Source organism: Blochmannia endosymbiont of Camponotus nipponensis (assembly GCF_009827135.1).
GTDB lineage: Bacteria > Pseudomonadota > Gammaproteobacteria > Enterobacterales > Enterobacteriaceae > Blochmanniella.
On the sequence record NZ_CP046534.1, the window covers coordinates 226,501 to 246,825 of the forward strand.

Consider the following 20,325-nt stretch of genomic DNA (forward strand, 5'->3'; position numbering starts at 1 on the left):
TTCTCCATGTTCCTTAATTGTTTAAAAAATTATTTTTTAAACGGATTAAACATATTTTTATACCTATGAAATATTTTAAAATTCTTTTTTTAACCAATTGTTCACTTTTTTTATCCAACCTTTGATTGTTATCCCTTTTTCTATATCTATGTCATTGTTCAAATGAGATTCTTTCCCATAATGTAATAATCCAATAACAGTAGAATATTGTGGCTTTTTTATATCAGCCATTATCCCGTTTGTATTTATAGAAGACGCAATACGCACTTGTGTATGAAATACTTTTTGTGCACAAGTCGATAATCCATCTATAAGAGAGGCTCCCCCGGTCAACACAATACCTGCTGCAAGATGATGCTTGATATTCAATTGATGAAGTCGCGACTGTAGTTGTAATATTTCTTCATTGACCAACATCATTAACTCAATGTATCGAGGTTCGATAATTTCTGCCAACATATGACGTTGTAAAATACGAGGGGGTCTCCCTCCGACGCTTGGAACTTCTATATTTTCTCCTGTACTAATTAGGGATGCTAAAGCACAACCATAACGTACCTTAATTATTTCTGCATCTGATAATGGCGTTCCAAAGGCATAAGCAATATCACTAGTGACTACATTTCCAGCATACGGAATAACCTTGGTGTAACGTAAAGCCCCAGCAGTATATATTGCTATATCCATCGTACCACCACCAAGATCTACAACACAGACACCCAAATCACGTTCATCTTCTGTTAAAACAGCGTAACTTGAAGCTAATCCAGAAAATATTAATTGATCTACCTGCAATCCACATCGTTCTACCGCTTTAACAATATTCTTAGCCATATCATTATGACAAGTAATTAAATGCACTTTAGCTTGCATTCTAACCCCAGATAACCCCACTGGATTTTTTATACCTTCTTGATAATCAATAGCATAATCTTGTGGAATAACATGCAATATGCGATGTTCATCACGCACTCTAACTGATTTAGCTATATGTACTACATTATCTACATCTGATTGCGTCACCTCTTCTTCTGAAATAGGTACCATACCTATTTCATTTTTACAACTAATATGTTTTCCAGACAGAGAAAGGTAAACGGAAGCGATTTGACAGCCTGCCATTAATTCTGCTTGATTAACGGAATATTGTACGCATTTTATTACTGACTCCAAATTATTTACTCCACCTTTATCCATACCCCGTGACGAACAATGTCCTAATCCAATGATATTTACTATTCCATCAGGCAAAACTTCACCTACCATCGTAGCAACTTTGGATGTTCCAATTTCTAATCCCACTAGTAATTTTTTATCTGAACCTTTAATCATGCTTATGATGGCCTTTATTAATTTTTTATTTATTACAAAGCACAGCAACGATTGAGTTAGAGATCCATCTTACAGCAAACCCTGAACGATAACGTAAATCTATATACTCAATACATTTATTATTATCATTAATTGTATGAAGAAGAATAGGATAAATTTTAATAAAATAATATAATCGTTCGATTATATTATTTCTACCTAATTTTAGATGAACATTATTTTGAAAAACCAGTTGCCATGAATAACGCCTATCCATTTTTACCGATTTTATTGGAAAGTTAATAGATTTTAATATCTCATTAAATACATAATAATTCGCTAATACAATATGTTCACTGCCTTCTGGCCCATATAAAGATGGCATTAATTTTGTGTTATTATCTTGGTATTCTTTAGGTATGCTAAATATAATTCCAGTAGTACTCATCGTTTGTAAATCATTCCAATACGCTAAAGGTATATACTCTACTATATTAATTTTTAACGTATCCGGCCATTGTTTTCTAACACTAACTTGCTGAATCCATGGTAAACATTCAATTTTTTTTTGAATAACATTAACGTCCTGTGTTATAAATGTTCCTAATACACCTAATTCTACTATCAGCTTATTAATATCAGCTTTAGTAGTGTAATGACGCTCTCCAGTGAGTATCATATAAGACATAGGAAAACAACAAAATTTACAAACCCAGTCTCTTATTGTAAGAACACTCCAAACAACACCAATTACAACAACTAATATTAACATCCAATCTAATATTTGATGATAGAATGTATATCCTGATTTTAACATATGTCTAACAATCACGTGATTACGACCGCGTATTCGACTCTAATCGAAATATATTAGTAACCCACTCCTTGTTGCATATTTTTATTTTCACAAAAACTCATTATTATACTACCATATTTATATTTTTATTACTTTGTATAACTAAAAATTATTATTATTTATATATAGTCATTATTTCTAATGATCAATTTACGCACCACCTCTCCTATTGTACCAGCGCCTTGAATTAACAGCAAATCGTTATTTCTTAAGAATCGTGTTAAAGTTCCTGATAGTATTTGCATATCCGATATAAATATTGGGTTAATCTTACCATATTCACGAATCGCACAACATAAAGATTGACTATCTGCACCTAAAATAAATGTTTCACCAGCGGAATAAACATCTAATATTAAAAGAATATCAACATTAGACAGTACATTAACAAAACCATGATACAACTCTTTTATACGTGTATACCGATGAGGTTGAAATACCATTATTAACCGTCTATCAGGCCATCCGGTGCGGATTGTTTCAATAGTAACATCTAACTCAGCAGGATGATGCCCGTAATCATCTATTAACATAATTTTTCCTAATTGACCATTTATTTTACTTAAAGAATAATGACCTAAATTTTCAAAACGGCGATGTGTTCCCTGAAAATCTAACATAGCTTTAAGAATGCTTTTATCACTAATTCCTTCCTCAGTCGCAACAGCAATAGCAGCTGCAGCATTGAGTGCATTGTGATAACCAGGAGCATTTAAATTTACTTGTAGTTTTTTTTTATTTGATCGTAACACAGTAAAACTACTTTTTTCTATATATTGATGGTAATTAACAATATGTAGATCAGCACTTTTATTAAAACCATAAGTGATGATTTTTCTGTTAATTTTAGGTAGAATCTCACAAATTATTGGATCGTCAATACACACCACAGCATAACCATAAAAGGGTATATTATGTAAAAAACTAATAAACGCTTTTTTAAGGCCCTTAAAACCTCCTTGATACGCATTTATATGATCAGTATCAATATTGGTAATTACTTCTACTATAGGATGCAAATGCAAAAATGAACCATCACTTTCATCTACTTCTGCAATTAAATAACTACTATGTCCAAGACGAGCGTGCACACCTTCTGATTTTAACATACCTCCGTTTATAAACGTTGGATCTAGCCCTGCCTCAATATAAATATTAGCTATCATTGTTGTAGTAGTAGTTTTCCCATGAGTTCCAGAAATAGCTATTCCATATCTAAATCTCATTAATTCAAATAACATTTCTGCACGTTTAACCACAGGGACCCGAGCTTGTTTAGCAGCTAATATTTCAGGATTACTTGCAGTAATAGCGCTAGATACGACAACAACGTTGGATTTATCTATGTTGCTAGATTTATGACCAAAATAAATTTTCACTCCCAAAGCAAGTAAGTGGCGTGTCATATTATTATCTACAATGTCAGAACCAGTAATACAATAACCTTCATATAATAATATCTCTGCAATACCGCACATACCAGCGCCACCTATACCAACAAAATGTATTTGGCTGATATTACTCATCATTAACGCATTATCTTTCGTTTTAGACAAACAGAACATTTGATATATTTATTCAAAATACTTTCAATATTCTTATATATACACTAAAAACTATATTATTACATATATTTATTTGTTTAAATATTCAATTATTGTTTGAGAAACTTGTTGAGTTGCATTAGGTATAGCTATGCTTCTAGCACGTTGAGCCATATTACACAATGTTTTTCTATCCCAAGATTCTAAGACTGTACTAACAGAATCACTTGTAAAGTTTTGTTGCTCAATAATTTTTGCCGCTCCTACTTGCACCAATGGTACTGCATTCCAATATTGTTGACGATCTCTATGATGTATAAACGGTACAAATATTGCTGGCAAACCTACAATAGACACTTCGCTTACTGTTAATGCTCCAGCGCGAGATATCAATACATCTGCCCAAGCATATGCCTGGGCTATATCATCAATAAATTTTACAATCCTATGATCATTTTGCTTTATTTTTTGATAAGCCCATATTACTTTTTTAAAATCCTGTTCTCCAACTTGATGCCATATAATCAATCTATTAGACAATTTTTCAGCCATATTTGGGATGATTTTATTTAATATATGCGCCCCTTGACTACCCCCAATCACCAAAACTCTAATAGGGCCAACACGACCCTGCCATCTTTTGAATGGACTTGGAACAGCTAATATTGTTCGTCGTATTGGATTACCTACCATTTTAGCATTAGGAAATGTGCTGGGAAATCCTTGCAATACTTTTACAGCAAAAATTGATAAATACCGATTAGTTAAACCAATAATTCTATTTTGTTCATGTATTATTAATGGAATACCACATGTCCACGCTGCTAAACCACTAGGCCCAGAAACATACCCACCCATACCTAATACTATATCAGGTTTCCAATATTTTATAATTTTTCGTGCCTGACATACTGCCAAAAAAGTAAATAATGGCATAATACACTTAATATATAATTTTTCACCATACCATCTTTTAACACGGATAAAATCAATATCAATACCATATTTAGGAACTAACTTGGCTTCAATACGATCTGAAGTACCTAACCAAATAACTTGATATCCATTACTAATTAAATAATGGGCTACCGATAATCCTGGAAATACATGCCCCCCACTACCACCTGCCACGATCATAATTCTTTTTTTTTTATTCATTTTTAAGTACGCTTTAAAAAAGCTTGATTTTGAGATAAACGTGTTTCAAAATCTATTCTCAACAACAATACACTTGCTATAATTGTAATTAAAAAACTAGACCCTCCGTAACTAATAAATGGTAACGTCAACCCTTTTGTGGGTAATATTCCGCTGACAGTTCCTACATTAATGAATATTTGCGATCCAAACCAAATACTAATAGCACAAGCTAAAATACCAGAAAATCTATGATTAGAATTCAAAGCACGATAACCAATAGTTATGGCACGAAATACAATTAAAAACAACATCAATAATACTAAAATTGATCCAAAATATCCCAACTCTTCCGCAATAATAGAAAAAATAAAATCAGTATGAGCTTCAGGTAAATATTCTAATTTTAGCACAGAATTTCCCAATCCTTCTCCAAAACATTTCCCGCGACCAAAAGCCATTAATGATTGAGTTAATTGATAGCCGTTACCAAATGGATCTTTCCATGGATCTAAAAAAGTAAGTATACGTTGTATACGATAAGGTCGAGTTATTATTGACAGAGCAATCAACAACATATTAAACATAAAAATTAATATCAATTGCCATAATTTAGCACCAAACAGAAATAATATAGATAAAGTAGTAATAAAAAGAATAATAATACTACCAAAATCAGGTTGTGCCAATAATAACACAGCTAACAACATCATTATTATTATAGGTTTACATATACCCCAAAAATTAGTACGTACTTCTTTCGATTTACGCACCAAATAATTAGAAAGATAACAAATAAAAGATAACTTTGATAATTCTGCAGGCTGAATACATAATGAACCCCACGTTATCCAACGTGATGCTCCATTAGTAGAAGTATTAAAAATTAATGCAAACATTAACATTACACAACTACACAACAACATAATAACGGCACAATTCTTCCAAACTATTATAGGTATTCTCAAAATCATTATAGATAATATAAATGTTATGCTATAATAAATAATTACACGTTTTATAAAATAAAATGGATCGTGTGCTAATCGTATTCCAACAGGAATAGATCCCGAACTAATAATAATAAAACCAATACCAATTAATCCCAACAACAACCAAAAAAATATACGATCATATAAAACATTGACATTTAACGACCTTTCTTTATATAATTTTAATAATTGATTAATAATTTTTATTTTTAAGCACCTCATTATCCAAGCTCTCGCGAAAAATAAGCAAATGTAAATCCACGCATTTCAAAAGATTTAAATTGATCCAAACTAGAACAAGCAGGAGATAACAACACTATATCCCTTTTTTTTATACGACGACTGACAATACGCATTGCTTGCGTCATTGTATTTGTAAAAATAACATTACTATACCCTAATTCTGTCAATAACAATCCATCTTTTCCAAAACAATAAAGATGTATTTCATGTTGTTTAATCAAATGTTTTAACGAAGAAAAATCAGCTAATTTCCCATCACCTCCTAACATTAAATGCAATGTACCAGATAACATTAAATTATTAATAGCTTCCTTAGTAGCACCAACATTAGTAGCTTTAGAATCATTAATCCAACTCACTCCACGATTTTCATAAATTAATTGACAACGATGCATTAATCCAGAAAATTGACACAATACTTTTACAGCAACAGAACGAGGAATATTGATAATATCCGATAATGCTAAAGCAGATAATGCATTTATATAGTTAACACGACTATTAGTTTTCATCGTAGAACAATTAAGCACATACTCGTTGTATGCAACTATCCAGCAATGTCCTTTATAATATTTCAGATGATAATCTGCAGAACTGTCAGTCGCACCGAAACTCACACAATAATCATAATTCTTAAAAATAGGTACTGTTAAAGGATCTAAAACATTCATCACACAAATTTTAGCATTTTTATAAATCCTTTGCTTAGAAAGACAATATTGTTTTAATCCACCAGGATAACGATCCATATGATCTTCGCTAATATTTAAAATTACAGCTGCTAATGCACGTAAACTATAAGTTGTATCTAATTGAAAACTTGATATTTCCAACACATATAATTGATATGATTGATTTAATAAGGAAAGAGCAGGTATTCCTATATTACCTGCAACACCGACACGCCAACCAACATTCTTAGCCATACTAGAAACTAATTGAGTTACTGTACTTTTCCCATTCGATCCAGTAATAGCTATTATCGGTGCAGTTACCTCGCGAACAAATAATTCAATATCACCAATAATCTCTACTCCTAATTTTAAAGCTTCAACTAAAATTGGATGATCTAACCGTACGCCAGGACTAACTACAATCAACGTAGCATGCAACAACCATGTATCATTGAATGCACCTAAATAACACTGGACGAAATTTGGTAACTTGTTTATTTCTGGAGGACACAGACGAACATCTATCACTTTTGGTATTACACCACGCGCTAAAAAAAAATTAACACAAGATAAACCTGTAATCCCCAAACCTATAATTACAACTTGTGATCCTTGGTAATTACTCATATTTTCATTACCGCATTTTTAAAGTAATTAATCCAAAAAACACTAATATCAATGATACGATCCAAAATCGCACTACAATTTTAGGCTCTGGACAACCTTTTAATTCGAAATGATGATGAATAGGTGCCATTTTCAATACACGTTCTCCAAATAACTTAAAATAACTTATTTGTAAGACTACAGATAAAGTTTCTATAACAAAAATAGCCCCCATAATCAACAATAAACATTCTTGATGCAATAACACCGCAATCACCCCAAGTGCACCTCCAAGTGATAAAGAACCAACATCACCCATAAATATTTGAGCTGGATAAGCGTTAAACCATAAAAAACCAAGACTAGCTCCAATGATAGCAGCACATACAATTGTTAATTCTCCTGAAAGATACAAATAAGGAATATGCAAATAATCAGAAAAGTGGATATCATTAGCTATCCATGAAACTATAGCTAATCCGGCTGTAATGAATATTACAGGCACAATGGCTAATCCATCCAGTCCATCAGATAAATTCACTGAATTACTTGTACCAACAACTACAAAATATGCCAGCACAATATACCAAATACCTAATTGTGGCATAAAATTTTTAAAGAATGGTAATACTAATTGTGTAGACGCAACGCTACTATCTGAAACAAAAATAATGATGATCAATGTTAAAGCAATTAATGATTGCCAAAAATATTTATGTAATGCACTCAAACCTGTAGAATTTTGCCTTTTTATTTTTAAAAAATCATCGATTAAACCTAATATTCCATATGTTATTAAAATAAATGATACATACCATACGTATGAATTAGATAAGTCAGCCCACATCATTATCGATATAATGATAGATAGAAGTATCGCAATCCCACCCATAGTAGGCGTACCTCGCTTTTGAGTATGCGTTTTTGGTCCATCACAACGCACTATTTGAAAAAAACAAAAATTACGAAACCATTTAATTATATGGTATCCTAGCGTCAAAGAAATCAACAATGCCGATAACAAACTAACAATAAACCTAAAAGTTAAATAATATACAATGTTAAATCTAGATGAACACAATACTAATACATGCTCTGTGAACCACAGTAACATTTTTACCCATCCTGAATAGCATTTATTATTTGCTCCATTTTACAACCACGTGATCCTTTTACCAATATACTAATTGATTCATGAAGAAACAATATCTGTTTGATATAAATAATTAAATCATTTTTACTGCTAAAATGTTCTCCCCTCCCACACATTTTAGAAATAAAATAACTAACACTACCTACAGTAATAATTTTATTAATATTTGTAGTTGCAATGAATTTACCAATATAACAATGATATTTTATCGTTTTATGTCTCCCTAATTCTAGCATGTCACTAACTACCAACAAACGATAACCAGGCATTGTAGTTAATACCTGGATAGCAGATATCATAGATCCAACATTTGAATTATAAGTATCATCTAATAATAACTTGCCTTTTCCTAAAATAATTGGAAACAATCTGCCAGGTAACATTTTTATACTTTCTAATCCAAAAACCACTGCTGACAAATCCGCTCCTACAGATAGAGCAAGAGCGCTAGCAGCTAAAGCATTAGCTATATTATGTCTTCCTAACATTGATAAAAACACCGAAGCAGTCCCATATGGACTGTGCAAAATAAACTGTGTTCCATGCTTTTTCACAACAATATTGCTTGCAAAGAAATCTACACCTACACAAGTACATAAAGAAAAAAACCATGTCGATTTCCCGTGCAATGTTTTACGCCATAAAGATAAAGCATGACTATCAGCATTTATAATACCTTTTCCGTTTACATCTAATCCAGAAAAAACTTTTCCTTTCTCTATTCCTATGTTAGCTAATGATCCAAAACCCGATAAATGTGATGGAAAAATATTATTTACTAAAGCTACGTCAGCAGCAACTATCCTACTCAATTGAGCAATTTCTCCAGGACGACTCGATCCTAGTTCAACAATCGCAAAATTGTTTTGTTTCGTTAAACGCAATAAAGTAATTGGTACTCCTATTGTATTATTAAAGTTACCTTGCGTCGCCATTACATGTCCACAGCCCATTAATATAGATGCGGTCATTTCTTTTACCGATGTTTTACCACTCGATCCAGTTATAGCAATAACCTTGGCTGATATTTGTCTACGCACCCAACACGCTAAAGTTATTAAAGCACAATGAGTATCAGGAACTATTAGTTGAGGAATATCTAATAACACATGACGACTTACTAATAACGCTTGAACACCAGAAGCAACCGCTTGAATTATAAAATTATGACCATCAAAACGTTTGCCTACTAATGCTATAAACATACATTGAGTATAAATAATATTTGAATTAATACTAATTGCATGAATAACCACATCCACCCCAATATGTTTAGCATTTAAAATTGGCGCTATTTCATGAAGACTAAATGGAATCATGATATATTATTCTTTAATAACTTTTTTACTATATCTTGATCAGAATGATACACACAATTATTTCCGACAATTTGATATCTTTCGTGACCTTTTCCGGCAACTAAAATCACATCCTTTGAACATGCCTTGAGAATAGCAGTCTGTATTGCAAAATAACGATTCTTAATAATTCTAATAATATTTTTTGAATATGTGATACCATACATAATGTCATTTATGATCAATTGTGGTTCTTCAGTGCGCGGATTATCATTAGTAATAATTACATAATCAGCATATCGCTGTGCTATATAACCCATTAAAGGCCGTTTACTTGAATCTCTATCACCTCCACAACCAAAAACACACCACAATTGCCCGCAACAATATCGTCGGATTGAAATCAGTACTTTCTCTAACGCATCAGGAGTATGTGCATAATCTACTACAACCATAGGATATCCATAAGAGCGGAACACCTCCATTCTACCAACTACCGGTTGTAATTGAGGTGATGTATGCACTAATAATGACAAAGGATATCCTAATACTAACAACGCACCCAAAGCTAATAATAAATTACTTACATTAAATGATCCCAACAATTGACTATGAATTACTCCACCTCCCCAGGTTGAATTAAAAATGATATCCATACCATACACGTGATAATTAATCTTAACTGCACATATCCATTTACCTTTCCAAAAACACGGTAAATTTTCCGTTATCGTCACTGCTACCGCTTGGGGCAAATAATATAACCATTGACAACCGATACGGTCATCAGCATTAATTACATATTTTTCTACATGTAATTCATCAAATAATCGCCATTTAGACATTGAATATTGCGTAATATTTCCGTGATAATCTAAATGATCATGACTTAAATTAGTAAATATAGCAACTTTAAAATACAAAGCATCTACACGATATTGCTCTAATCCATGCGATGACACCTCTATAGCAACAAACATAATTTTATTTCGAACAAATTGAGCTAATGTTTTTTGAATATCAACAGCAGAACATGTTGTATTATGAGATAAACATATATTACCCAACATTCCATTGCCTAAAGTACCCATGACGGCACTTTTTTCTCCCAATAATTGCATCCAATGAGCTAATAAATATGTTATAGTAGTTTTTCCGTTAGTACCAGTAACACCTATTAAATTCAAAAAACGTGATGGATGATTATAAAAACTACCTGCTATACCAGATATATATCGCGATAAATGATTAATGTAAATTACAGGTATTGTATGTGAATGATAACCATATTTTTCAGATACTTTTATATTATTCCAAGGTTCCGATAAAATCGCTACAGCTCCCTTTTTAATCGCATGATCAATATACAATCTCCCATCGGTTTGATAACCTTTGACTGCTATAAATAAATTTCCAAATGCAACATTGCGACTATCTAATTGTACCCCCGTTAATGCAAGGCCTGCAGGATCACTAGAAACACGCGATGCAATTAATTCATATAAATTATATAAATAACACATATAATATATTATAAAAAAATTTTGTTTCTTAAATTACTTTAAAAAATCCGGTGCCACATTCATTATCTTTAATGTATTCCCCATAACTGCACTAAACACTGGAGTGGATACCATACTTCCGTAATAATGACCATTTTTAGGATCATTTATTACTACTGCCAAAGCAAACCGAGGATTGCTCGCTGGAGCTACTCCAGCAGTACACGCAATATATTTATTAATATATTTTCCATGTAAACCAACTTTTTTCACAGTACCAGTTTTTACTGCAACCCGATATCCTTTAAGCGCCGATTGACATCTACCACTTGATAATGATACATTTTCCATCATATCCAAAACAGCACGCACTAACGATCTTGGAAAAATTTGTTTTCCTAATACCGAATCAGGATCAACCCGTATGATAGAAAGTGGTCTAGATATTCCCATGCCGCCGATAGTAGCATAAACTTTAGCTAATTGTAATGGAGTAATCATCAAACCATATCCATAAGAAAACGTAGCACGTTCTATGTCTGACCAACATCTATTATAAGGATATATACCACTACTTTCTCCCACTAAACCTATATTTGTTGCTTGACCCATTCCAAAATTCGAATACGCATTAACTAAAACCGCTGCAGGCATGGACAATGCTAATTTAGAAACACCAACATTACTGGATTTTTGTAATATCTCTTTAATAGTCAATTTACTACGATGTAATACATCCTTAATTTGGTGACCATTAATCATATAAGTCGATGTATCAATAACACTATCTGTTTTTATTATATTACATTTTAACGCAGCCATAATTACAATAGGTTTCACTGTAGAACCAGGTTCAAATGCATCAGTGATAGCACGATTACGCATAGTAGATTTATCAACAATAGATAAAAAATTATTTGGATCATATGATGGACTATTTGCCATAGCCAAAATTTCACCAGTGTTAATATCTATTAACACTATACTACCAGATTCTGCTTTATTTACATGTATAGCATGATTTAATTCCCGATATGCTACATGTTGTAGACGCTCGTCAATACTTAAAATAATATTTTGAGAAGATTGACCGTGTTTCAAAGTCATCTCTTCAACTACTCGACCAAATCTATCTTTTCGTACTGCTCTTTTTTCAGGTTGACCAGTTAACCGAGCATCAAAACTTTTTTCTATCCCTTCGATACCTTGGTTATCTATATTTGTTATTCCTACCAAATGAGCAGTGGAGTATCCAGAAGGATAATATCTTTTTGATTCTTTTCGCAAATATACTCCCGGTAACTTAAGTTGACTAATATATTTAGAAACAGAAGGATCAACTTTCCTTGCTAAATAAAAAAAATGTCCTATGGTCTTAGGACTCATGAAATAAGATAATTTAGCTGATGATATAGATAATAATTCAGTTAATTTCATCCAACGACATATATCAGTAACGATCCCACCACACTTGTTAATTTCCTCAGGATCAATCCAAACAGAATCGGATGGTATACTAATTGCCAATATCTGACCCATTCTATCAGTAATAACACCACGAATAGGCGGAGTGCTCTGTACACGCAGTGAACGCATATCGCCTGCACTGATCAACTGATCAGAACAAACAATTTGTAAATAAGCTAATCTTAGCAGCAAAATAATCAATATAAAAAAAACACAGCTATACAATAAATCGAAACGTCCTTTATGTAAATTTATTTTACAATTATAAAATTTAAACTTCATATAGCACAGGTTATATCATTACACAATGATATACAACATTGAATAATATTTTTTATCTATCATATGTATTTATCATTCATGGAGCTTATTATCTTGCATCAAATCCACATAACGCATTTGTAACTTATCTATAGCGACACGTTCAATTCGACTATAATGAGATAACATTTTTTCTGAAAGTATTAAACTACTCCATTCAGCATCCAAAACATTTTTTTCCAATAAAAGCTTTTCACGAACCATAATCATAGATCTGGTTTGATAAGTAACTAAAATAACCAACATTGCTGAAGTTAATACTAACAAAAATAAAAGCAATTGCCACTTACCGTAAATACGTAAATCATCGTAAATAATACTAATAAGATTATACTGTTTATTCGCCATCATACTCAAAGAATTAATTTTTCAGCGTAACGCAATATCGCACTACGAGCACGCACATTTCTTTTAATTTCTTGCTTTGAAGGTGTCAACTTCCCCATATTTTTTAATTGACACTCATTTTTATACTTACTAAATATTTGATAGTTTGTTAAAGGCAGCTTAGATGGCACAGACACAACACAACTGTGTTCACGAATGAAATATTTTACCAATCTATCTTCTAAAGAATTAAAACTAATTACCACTAGTCTCCCTTTTGGAGACAACATGACTAATGCATCGTTTAATACTCGTATTATTTCTTTTAATTCGTCATTAATATACATTCTAATTGCTAAAAAACTCTTAGTTGCAGGATGCTTGTGCATATTGCGATATGGAATAGTATCACAAATTAATTTGGATAAAGCAATCGCACTAGTAAAAGGTTTGTATCGTCTTTCAGCTACTATAGCCTTAGCAATATTTTTAGAAAATCGTTCTTCCCCAAAAGTTTTTAAAACCCAAGCAATATTTTCCAGAGATGCCTTTGATAACCATTCGGAAGCAGATTGTCCACTACTAACATCCATACGCATATCCAATAGCCCATCTCGCATAAATGAAAACCCTCTGCTATAATCATTTAGCTGCAATGTACTCATACCTAAATCTAATAAAATACCATCTACTGCTCCAATCAACCCCATATTTTCAACATACTTATTCATTTTAGAAAATACATTATGTATCATAGTAAATCTACTATCTTGTTTAGCAATAAATTCTCCAATTTTTACAGATATCCAATCTCTATCAATCGCCAATAAACGACCTTGTTTAGCTAATCTAGATAAAATTAACTTAGAATGACCCCCCACACCAAACGTTCCATCAATATATACACCCGTTGAATTAATGTTTAATGCTTGTATTGCTTCGTCTAGCAATACGCTAATATGATTACAATTAGTATAAAACATATATATATAACAACCAAAACATAGAGCAGCCACATACGTGCATTGAAGAAAATCGCAACAGTTAATAATAAAAAAACTATTAAACATATAATATTTCCATCTTTTATTATATTCAGCGACTGTAGAAATATTCAAAATTTGAAATATATTTTTAAAATTACACTTAAAACACTTAAATTTAAATTTATCATGATTATAATTTTATATTACAATATAATCATTATTATTAGCAATGATAAAATAAAAAAATCAATTTTAAAAAACTATAATAATATTCTTATTATAACATCCTGATTCTGATAATATTAATAGTTGACAAACGATATTTAATAGGCTTAAAATAAATTTAATGTAATAACTTATCATTTAAATCTGATGTTATTGATGGTCTACTAACGTACCATTAACAGAACATCATATACATTGACTGTTTCTAACACTTCATGAGACATGAATAATCTATGAATCAACGAGTCATTATTTTTGATACAACTTTAAGAGACGGTGAACAAGCTCTGCACGCGAGTTTAAACGTAAAAGAAAAATTACAAATTGCCTTTGCTTTAGAACGATTAGGAGTAGATGTTATGGAAGTTGGATTTCCAGTATCTTCTCCAGGAGATTTTGAATCAGTGCATACGGTAGCTCAAAAAATAAAAAACAGTTTAGTATGCGCCCTAGCCAGATGCATTGAAAAAGATATTGATATCGCAGCAGAAGCATTAAAAATAGCAAAAAATTTTCGTATTCATATTTTCTTACCTACTTCAACTATACACATGCAATCTAAATTGAAAAAAAACTTTAATCAAATCATAGAAATGACCATTCATGCAATACGTTATGCGAGAAAATACACTGATGATGTAGAGTTCTCTTGCGAAGATGCTGGACGTACTAATATAGATAATTTATGTCGTATTGTTGAAATTGCCATTCAATCTGGAGCAAACACAATTAATATCCCTGATACAGTAGGTTATACTACCCCATGTCAATTTGGACGCATTATCACTTCCTTATATAATCGTGTTCCTATCATTGATAAAGCTGTCATTTCTGTGCACTGTCATGATGATTTAGGTATGGCAGTAGGTAATTCTATTGCAGGTATACAAGCAGGAGCTCGTCAAATAGAAGGCACTATAAATGGTATTGGTGAACGAGCAGGAAATACCGCATTAGAAGAAATCATTATGGCTATTAAAGTACGAAAGAATCTACTGAACGTATACACTAACATTCATTTGCAAGAAATTTATAGAACTAGTCAAATAGTAAGTCAATTATGTAACATGCCTATACCAGCCAACAAAGCAATAGTTGGAGCAAATGCCTTCTCTCATTCCTCAGGTATTCATCAAGATGGTGTATTAAAAAATAGAAGAAATTACGAAATTATAAAACCAGAAAGTATCGGCTTAAAAGATGTTAAATTAAATCTTACATCACGATCTGGAAGAGCAGCAGTAAAACATCATATGAAAAAAATGGGTTATCAAGAAAACGATTATGACATGGACAAATTATATGATGTTTTTTTAGAATTAGCAGATAAAAAAGGGCAAGTATTTGATTATGATCTAGAAGCATTAGCGTTCATTAATAATCAACAAGAACAACAATCAGAATTCTTCAAATTAAAATGTTTTAACGTACACTCCAATTCTTCTGGAATTACTGAGGCTTCAATCAAATTATATTGCGGAACAAAAACGTGTTCTTATTTAGCAACAGGTAATGGACCAATAGATGCAATTTACACAGCATTAACTCATATTACCAAGTTAACTATAAATTTAGAAAAATATCAACTCAATGCAAAAGGCCATGGTCGTAATGCATTAGGTCAAGTAGATATTGTTGTATCATATGAAGGACGCAATTTTCATGGAGTTGGATTAGCTACAGATATAATAGAATCTTCAGTAAAAGCCATGATTCACGTTTTAAATAATATTTGGCGCGCAAAACAAGTAATAATCCAACGAAAATATATAAAAAAAGACAATAGCCAATAATTCGGATAACTTAAATATTTATGCATAATAATTATCGTATTGCAATTTTACCAGGAGATGGAATTGGGCAGGAAACCACCAGGCAAGTTTATAAAATTTTAAATGTGATAAAAAAACAATTTCAGATCAATATTATCACTACAGAACACAAGATAGGAGGAGATGCAATCAATAATGAAGGCACTCCTTTACCTGACAGTACCTTAAAATGTTGTGAACAATCAGACGCTATACTGCTTGGAGCGGTAGGAGGGCCACAATGGGCACATTTAAAAGGATTAGAAAGACCAGAGCAAGGCGCTTTATTAACTTTACGAAAACACTTTGATTTATTTGCTAATTTAAGACCTATATATCTTTCTGATACATTAAAAGAATTATCTCCTTTAAATGTAAACATTATCCCAAAAGGAATCGACATTATGTTTGTACGTGAATTAACCGGAGGAATTTATTTTGGAAAGCCACAAGGACGTTCGGGTACAGATGCAAATGAATATGCTTTTGATACTGCAATTTATCATCGCTTTGAAATAGAACGTATTGCTGATTTTGCTTTTAAAGTAGCTCAAAGTAGACGTAAGCACGTGTCTTCTGTAGATAAGGCCAATGTACTAAATACTTCTATGTTATGGAGAGAAGTGGTATCCCAGGTTGCAAAAAATTATCCAGATGTCGAATTAGAACACTTATATGTTGATAATGCTAGTATGCAATTAATTAAAAATCCATCTAAATTTGATGTTATTCTATGTTCAAATTTATTTGGAGATATTTTATCTGATGAATGTGCTATGATAAGCGGATCAATTGGTACATTACCTTCTGCTAGTATCAATGAACATAATTTTGGTCTATATGAACCTGCTGGAGGATCTGCTCCAGATATTGCAGATAAAAATATTGCTAATCCTATCGCGCATATTCTCTCTGCTGCATTATTATTTAGATATAGTTTAAAATTAAATCATATTGCAATTGCAATTGAAAAAGCAGTTGCTAAAACATTAGAGTTAGGATATCGAACAATTGATATAGCAAAAAAAAATGAAAATAGTATAAACACTAAAAAAATGGGTGATATTATAGCTTCATTAATTCACAATAAAAGAGACAAATGACATGGGAAAATCCCTATATCAGAAATTATACGATGCACATATAATCTACGAAAATATAGATGATGTTCCAATATTATATATTGATCGGCATTTGTTGCATGAAGTTACGTCTCCACAAGCTTTTGAAGCGCTACGTTTAAAACAACGTGCAGTTAGACAACCGAAAAAAACATTTGCCACTATGGATCATAATGTTTCCACCACAACAAAAGACATTAATGACTCTGGAAGTATATCTAAAATACAATTAGACACATTAACGAAAAACTGCAAAGATTTTGAAATCACATTATTTGATTTAAACCATCCTTATCAAGGAATAGTTCATGTTTTAGCTCCAGAACAAGGCCTCACATTACCTGGTATGACTATTGTATGTGGAGATTCTCATACCGCTACTCATGGAGCTTTTGGTGCTTTAGCTTTTGGAATAGGAACATCAGAAATTGAACATGTGCTAGCAACACAAACTTTAAAACAAATTAGATATAAGTCAATGCAAATGATCCTATCAGGCACTATCGCTCCTCATATTACCGCCAAAGATATAATTTTAGCAATTATTGGAAAAGTGGGGCATGGAGGAGCATCCGGTTATGTAGTAGAATTTTGCGGACCCATTATCACCTATTTAAGTATGGAAGAACGTATGACCCTTTGCAATATGGCTATCGAAATGGGAGCAACTTCTGCTTTAATAGCACCAGACCAGATTACTTATAACTATTTAAAAAATCGTAAATTTTCCCCAAATGGAATAAATTGGGAGCAGGCATTGTTGTATTGGAAAACTTTATATTCCGATCAAAATGCTCATTTTGATAAAAAATTTGATTTTGATGTATCTAACGTTAATCCTCAGGTAACTTGGGGTACTAATCCTAGCCAAGTGATCTCTATTGACCAACCAATTCCATCTCCAGAATCTTTTACAGACCCTATAGAACGCAATTCTGCTGAACGTGCTTTAATTTATATGCAACTCCAATCCAACACTTATTTAACAGATATTTCTATTGATAAAGTATTTATAGGATCATGTACTAATTCACGCATTGAAGATTTACGCATAGCGGCAAAAATGATTAAAGGACAACATGTACCTAATACTACGCAAGCAATAGTAGTACCTGGATCTAAATTAGTAAAAAATCAAGCAGAAAAAGAAGGATTAGACAAAATATTTATACAAGCAGGATTTGAATGGCGATTACCTGGTTGTTCTATGTGTTTGGCTATGAACAATGATAAGCTTAATGCAGGTGAACGTTGCGCTTCTACTAGCAATCGTAATTTTGAAGGACGTCAAGGCCCTGGAAGTCGCACTCATTTGGTCAGCCCGGCAATGGCAGCAGCTGCTGCCATTGCCGGGCGCTTTGTAGATATCCGTAAATTAAAATAAATATAAAAGGACACATATATATATGACTCAATTTATTCAACACACTGGTGTAGTTCTACCACTTAATATTGCTGACATAGATACTGACAGCATAATCCCAAAACAATTTTTAAAAGCCACTACTCGGTCTAACTTCGGACTATACTTATTTTTTAATTGGCGATTTCTTAAAAATAGCCCTACCATTTCAAATCCTAATTTTGTATTAAACGAACCTCATTATAAAAACGCTAGTATTTTATTAACTCAAAGAAATTTTGGATGTGGATCATCTCGTGAACATGCAGTATGGGCGCTTATGGATTATGGATTCAAAGTTATTATAGCTCCAAGTTTTGCAGATATTTTTCATAAAAATAGCTTTAATAACCGCTTGTTACTTATTAGTTTATCAGATCTAAAAATAAACAATTTAATGAAAGAAGTTTCAATACAAAAAGAAAGTGTATCCTTTACGGTAGATTTATATGAACAAACCATCTACACACACAATAAAAAAAAATATTTTTTTGAAATAAGTGATTTTTATAAACGTTGTATAATGAACGATATAGACAATATCAACTTAACTTTACAATATGATGCTGCTATTAAAAAATATGAATATAATCAACCACCATACTTAAAATAAGCATAAAAACATAAACAATATAAATACCATTATAATATATACATTTATAAAAAATTAAAATAAACACAAAAAATAAAAATTATTGAAATATACAATATAATTACAAAAATCCTTAATACATACCACTAATCAAACACTAAAAATATTTACATATAGTATATGTCAATTTGAATAAAACAACAAAAACAAACTAATACCGGATCATTAATACTATTTTTATCACTTTTCTTCTTTATATAGATTAATTAAAAATTAATCTATATAAAATCCAAATAAATAATACCTGTCATCAATAAATCAAAATAAATCATCCAAAATATTATTTATATAAATAAACAAAAATTTGAAAAATAATCTTAAATCTAGTATTATTATAGCAGATGCATGTTAGTATCCTCTCTTATATATCAATAAAAATGTCTTTGTAATATAAAAAATATAGAAAAATCAATTAAAACATATGTTACTTATTTATAATACAATATTTACATCATGTTATTTGATCAATATCAAACAATGTTCAGGCATAACTACACTATATATAAAAAATACGTTTATTAACACAATCACAAAGATTGCTTCATTTTGAAAAAATATGTATCAAAATAGTTATATCAATAATATTAAGTTTTTTCTAAAAAATTTCATCATTAATTCTATCTTATTAATACTTCATACTCAATTCTATTTTTTAGCTTATGCGTCTAATTATTTACACATTCCTACAATTAACAAT

16 protein-coding genes are annotated in these 20,325 nt (G+C 31.5%); 4 read left to right on the forward strand and 12 right to left on the reverse strand.

From position 1 onward, the window contains the following. Window positions 1-75: 75 nt before the first annotated feature. The 12 genes from ftsA to rsmH all read right to left on the reverse strand — a co-directional run bounded on the left by ftsA (window position 76) and on the right by rsmH (window position 14,414). Entirely contained in the window at window positions 76-1,332 is a 1,257-nt protein-coding gene (ftsA, locus tag GN161_RS00995; protein WP_159714724.1) for a cell division protein FtsA, read from the reverse strand. 25 nt (window positions 1,333-1,357) lie between these two features. After that, on the reverse strand, window positions 1,358-2,128 hold the full coding sequence (locus GN161_RS01000) for a cell division protein FtsQ/DivIB (RefSeq protein WP_159714726.1): 771 nt from the start codon (window positions 2,126-2,128) through the stop codon (window positions 1,358-1,360). 158 nt (window positions 2,129-2,286) lie between these two features. Then, window positions 2,287-3,696 (reverse strand): UDP-N-acetylmuramate--L-alanine ligase, encoded by a 1,410-nt coding sequence (gene murC, locus GN161_RS01005; protein ID WP_236840109.1) that lies wholly within the window; start codon window positions 3,694-3,696, stop codon window positions 2,287-2,289. A 105-nt stretch (window positions 3,697-3,801) separates the two neighbouring features. Next, on the reverse strand, window positions 3,802-4,869 hold the full coding sequence (murG, locus tag GN161_RS01010) for an undecaprenyldiphospho-muramoylpentapeptide beta-N-acetylglucosaminyltransferase (RefSeq protein ID WP_159714730.1): 1,068 nt from the start codon (window positions 4,867-4,869) through the stop codon (window positions 3,802-3,804). Window positions 4,870-4,871: 2 nt separating this feature from the next. Further along, complete coding sequence (ftsW, locus tag GN161_RS01015) at window positions 4,872-6,062, reverse strand: cell division protein FtsW (RefSeq protein ID WP_159714732.1); 1,191 nt, start codon at window positions 6,060-6,062, stop codon at window positions 4,872-4,874. After that, the gene (gene murD, locus GN161_RS01020) at window positions 6,062-7,384 is read right to left on the reverse strand and encodes a UDP-N-acetylmuramoyl-L-alanine--D-glutamate ligase (RefSeq protein WP_159714734.1); all 1,323 of its coding nucleotides are present in this window, start codon (window positions 7,382-7,384) and stop codon (window positions 6,062-6,064) included. The genes ftsW and murD overlap by 1 nt, the downstream gene beginning before the upstream one ends. Window positions 7,385-7,391: 7 nt before the next feature. Beyond that, complete coding sequence (mraY, locus tag GN161_RS01025) at window positions 7,392-8,477, reverse strand: phospho-N-acetylmuramoyl-pentapeptide-transferase (protein WP_159714736.1); 1,086 nt, start codon at window positions 8,475-8,477, stop codon at window positions 7,392-7,394. Between the two features lie 2 nt (window positions 8,478-8,479). Continuing rightward, complete coding sequence (gene murF, locus GN161_RS01030; protein WP_159714738.1) at window positions 8,480-9,835, reverse strand: UDP-N-acetylmuramoyl-tripeptide--D-alanyl-D-alanine ligase; 1,356 nt, start codon at window positions 9,833-9,835, stop codon at window positions 8,480-8,482. Then, on the reverse strand, window positions 9,832-11,337 hold the full coding sequence (gene murE / locus GN161_RS01035) for a UDP-N-acetylmuramoyl-L-alanyl-D-glutamate--2,6-diaminopimelate ligase (RefSeq protein ID WP_159714740.1): 1,506 nt from the start codon (window positions 11,335-11,337) through the stop codon (window positions 9,832-9,834). The genes murF and murE overlap by 4 nt, the downstream gene beginning before the upstream one ends. A 33-nt stretch (window positions 11,338-11,370) precedes the next feature. Beyond that, window positions 11,371-13,065 carry a peptidoglycan glycosyltransferase FtsI gene (gene ftsI / locus GN161_RS01040; RefSeq protein WP_159714742.1) on the reverse strand — a complete coding sequence of 565 codons (1,695 nt, stop codon included), beginning with the start codon at window positions 13,063-13,065 and terminating at the stop codon, window positions 11,371-11,373. Window positions 13,066-13,137: 72 nt separating this feature from the next. After that, a complete protein-coding gene (gene ftsL, locus GN161_RS01045) occupies window positions 13,138-13,455 on the reverse strand; it encodes a cell division protein FtsL (RefSeq protein ID WP_159714744.1) in 318 nt (105 codons plus the stop codon). A gap of 2 nt (window positions 13,456-13,457) precedes the next feature. After that, the gene (rsmH, locus tag GN161_RS01050; RefSeq protein ID WP_159714746.1) at window positions 13,458-14,414 is read right to left on the reverse strand and encodes a 16S rRNA (cytosine(1402)-N(4))-methyltransferase RsmH; all 957 of its coding nucleotides are present in this window, start codon (window positions 14,412-14,414) and stop codon (window positions 13,458-13,460) included. Between the two features lie 461 nt (window positions 14,415-14,875). Between rsmH and leuA the strand changes: the two genes are divergently transcribed. The 4 genes from leuA to leuD are packed head-to-tail and all read left to right on the forward strand — an operon-like array spanning window position 14,876 to window position 19,589. Further along, window positions 14,876-16,435 (forward strand): 2-isopropylmalate synthase, encoded by a 1,560-nt coding sequence (gene leuA / locus GN161_RS01055; protein WP_159714748.1) that lies wholly within the window; start codon window positions 14,876-14,878, stop codon window positions 16,433-16,435. Window positions 16,436-16,455: 20 nt separating this feature from the next. Beyond that, window positions 16,456-17,556: a 3-isopropylmalate dehydrogenase gene (gene leuB, locus GN161_RS01060; protein ID WP_159714750.1), complete on the forward strand. Its 1,101-nt coding sequence runs from the start codon at window positions 16,456-16,458 to the stop codon at window positions 17,554-17,556. A 1-nt stretch (window position 17,557) separates the two neighbouring features. Further along, on the forward strand, window positions 17,558-18,958 hold the full coding sequence (gene leuC / locus GN161_RS01065; RefSeq protein ID WP_159714752.1) for a 3-isopropylmalate dehydratase large subunit: 1,401 nt from the start codon (window positions 17,558-17,560) through the stop codon (window positions 18,956-18,958). A 22-nt stretch (window positions 18,959-18,980) separates the two neighbouring features. Further along, window positions 18,981-19,589 (forward strand): 3-isopropylmalate dehydratase small subunit, encoded by a 609-nt coding sequence (gene leuD, locus GN161_RS01070; protein WP_159714754.1) that lies wholly within the window; start codon window positions 18,981-18,983, stop codon window positions 19,587-19,589. Window positions 19,590-20,325 lie beyond the last annotated feature (736 nt).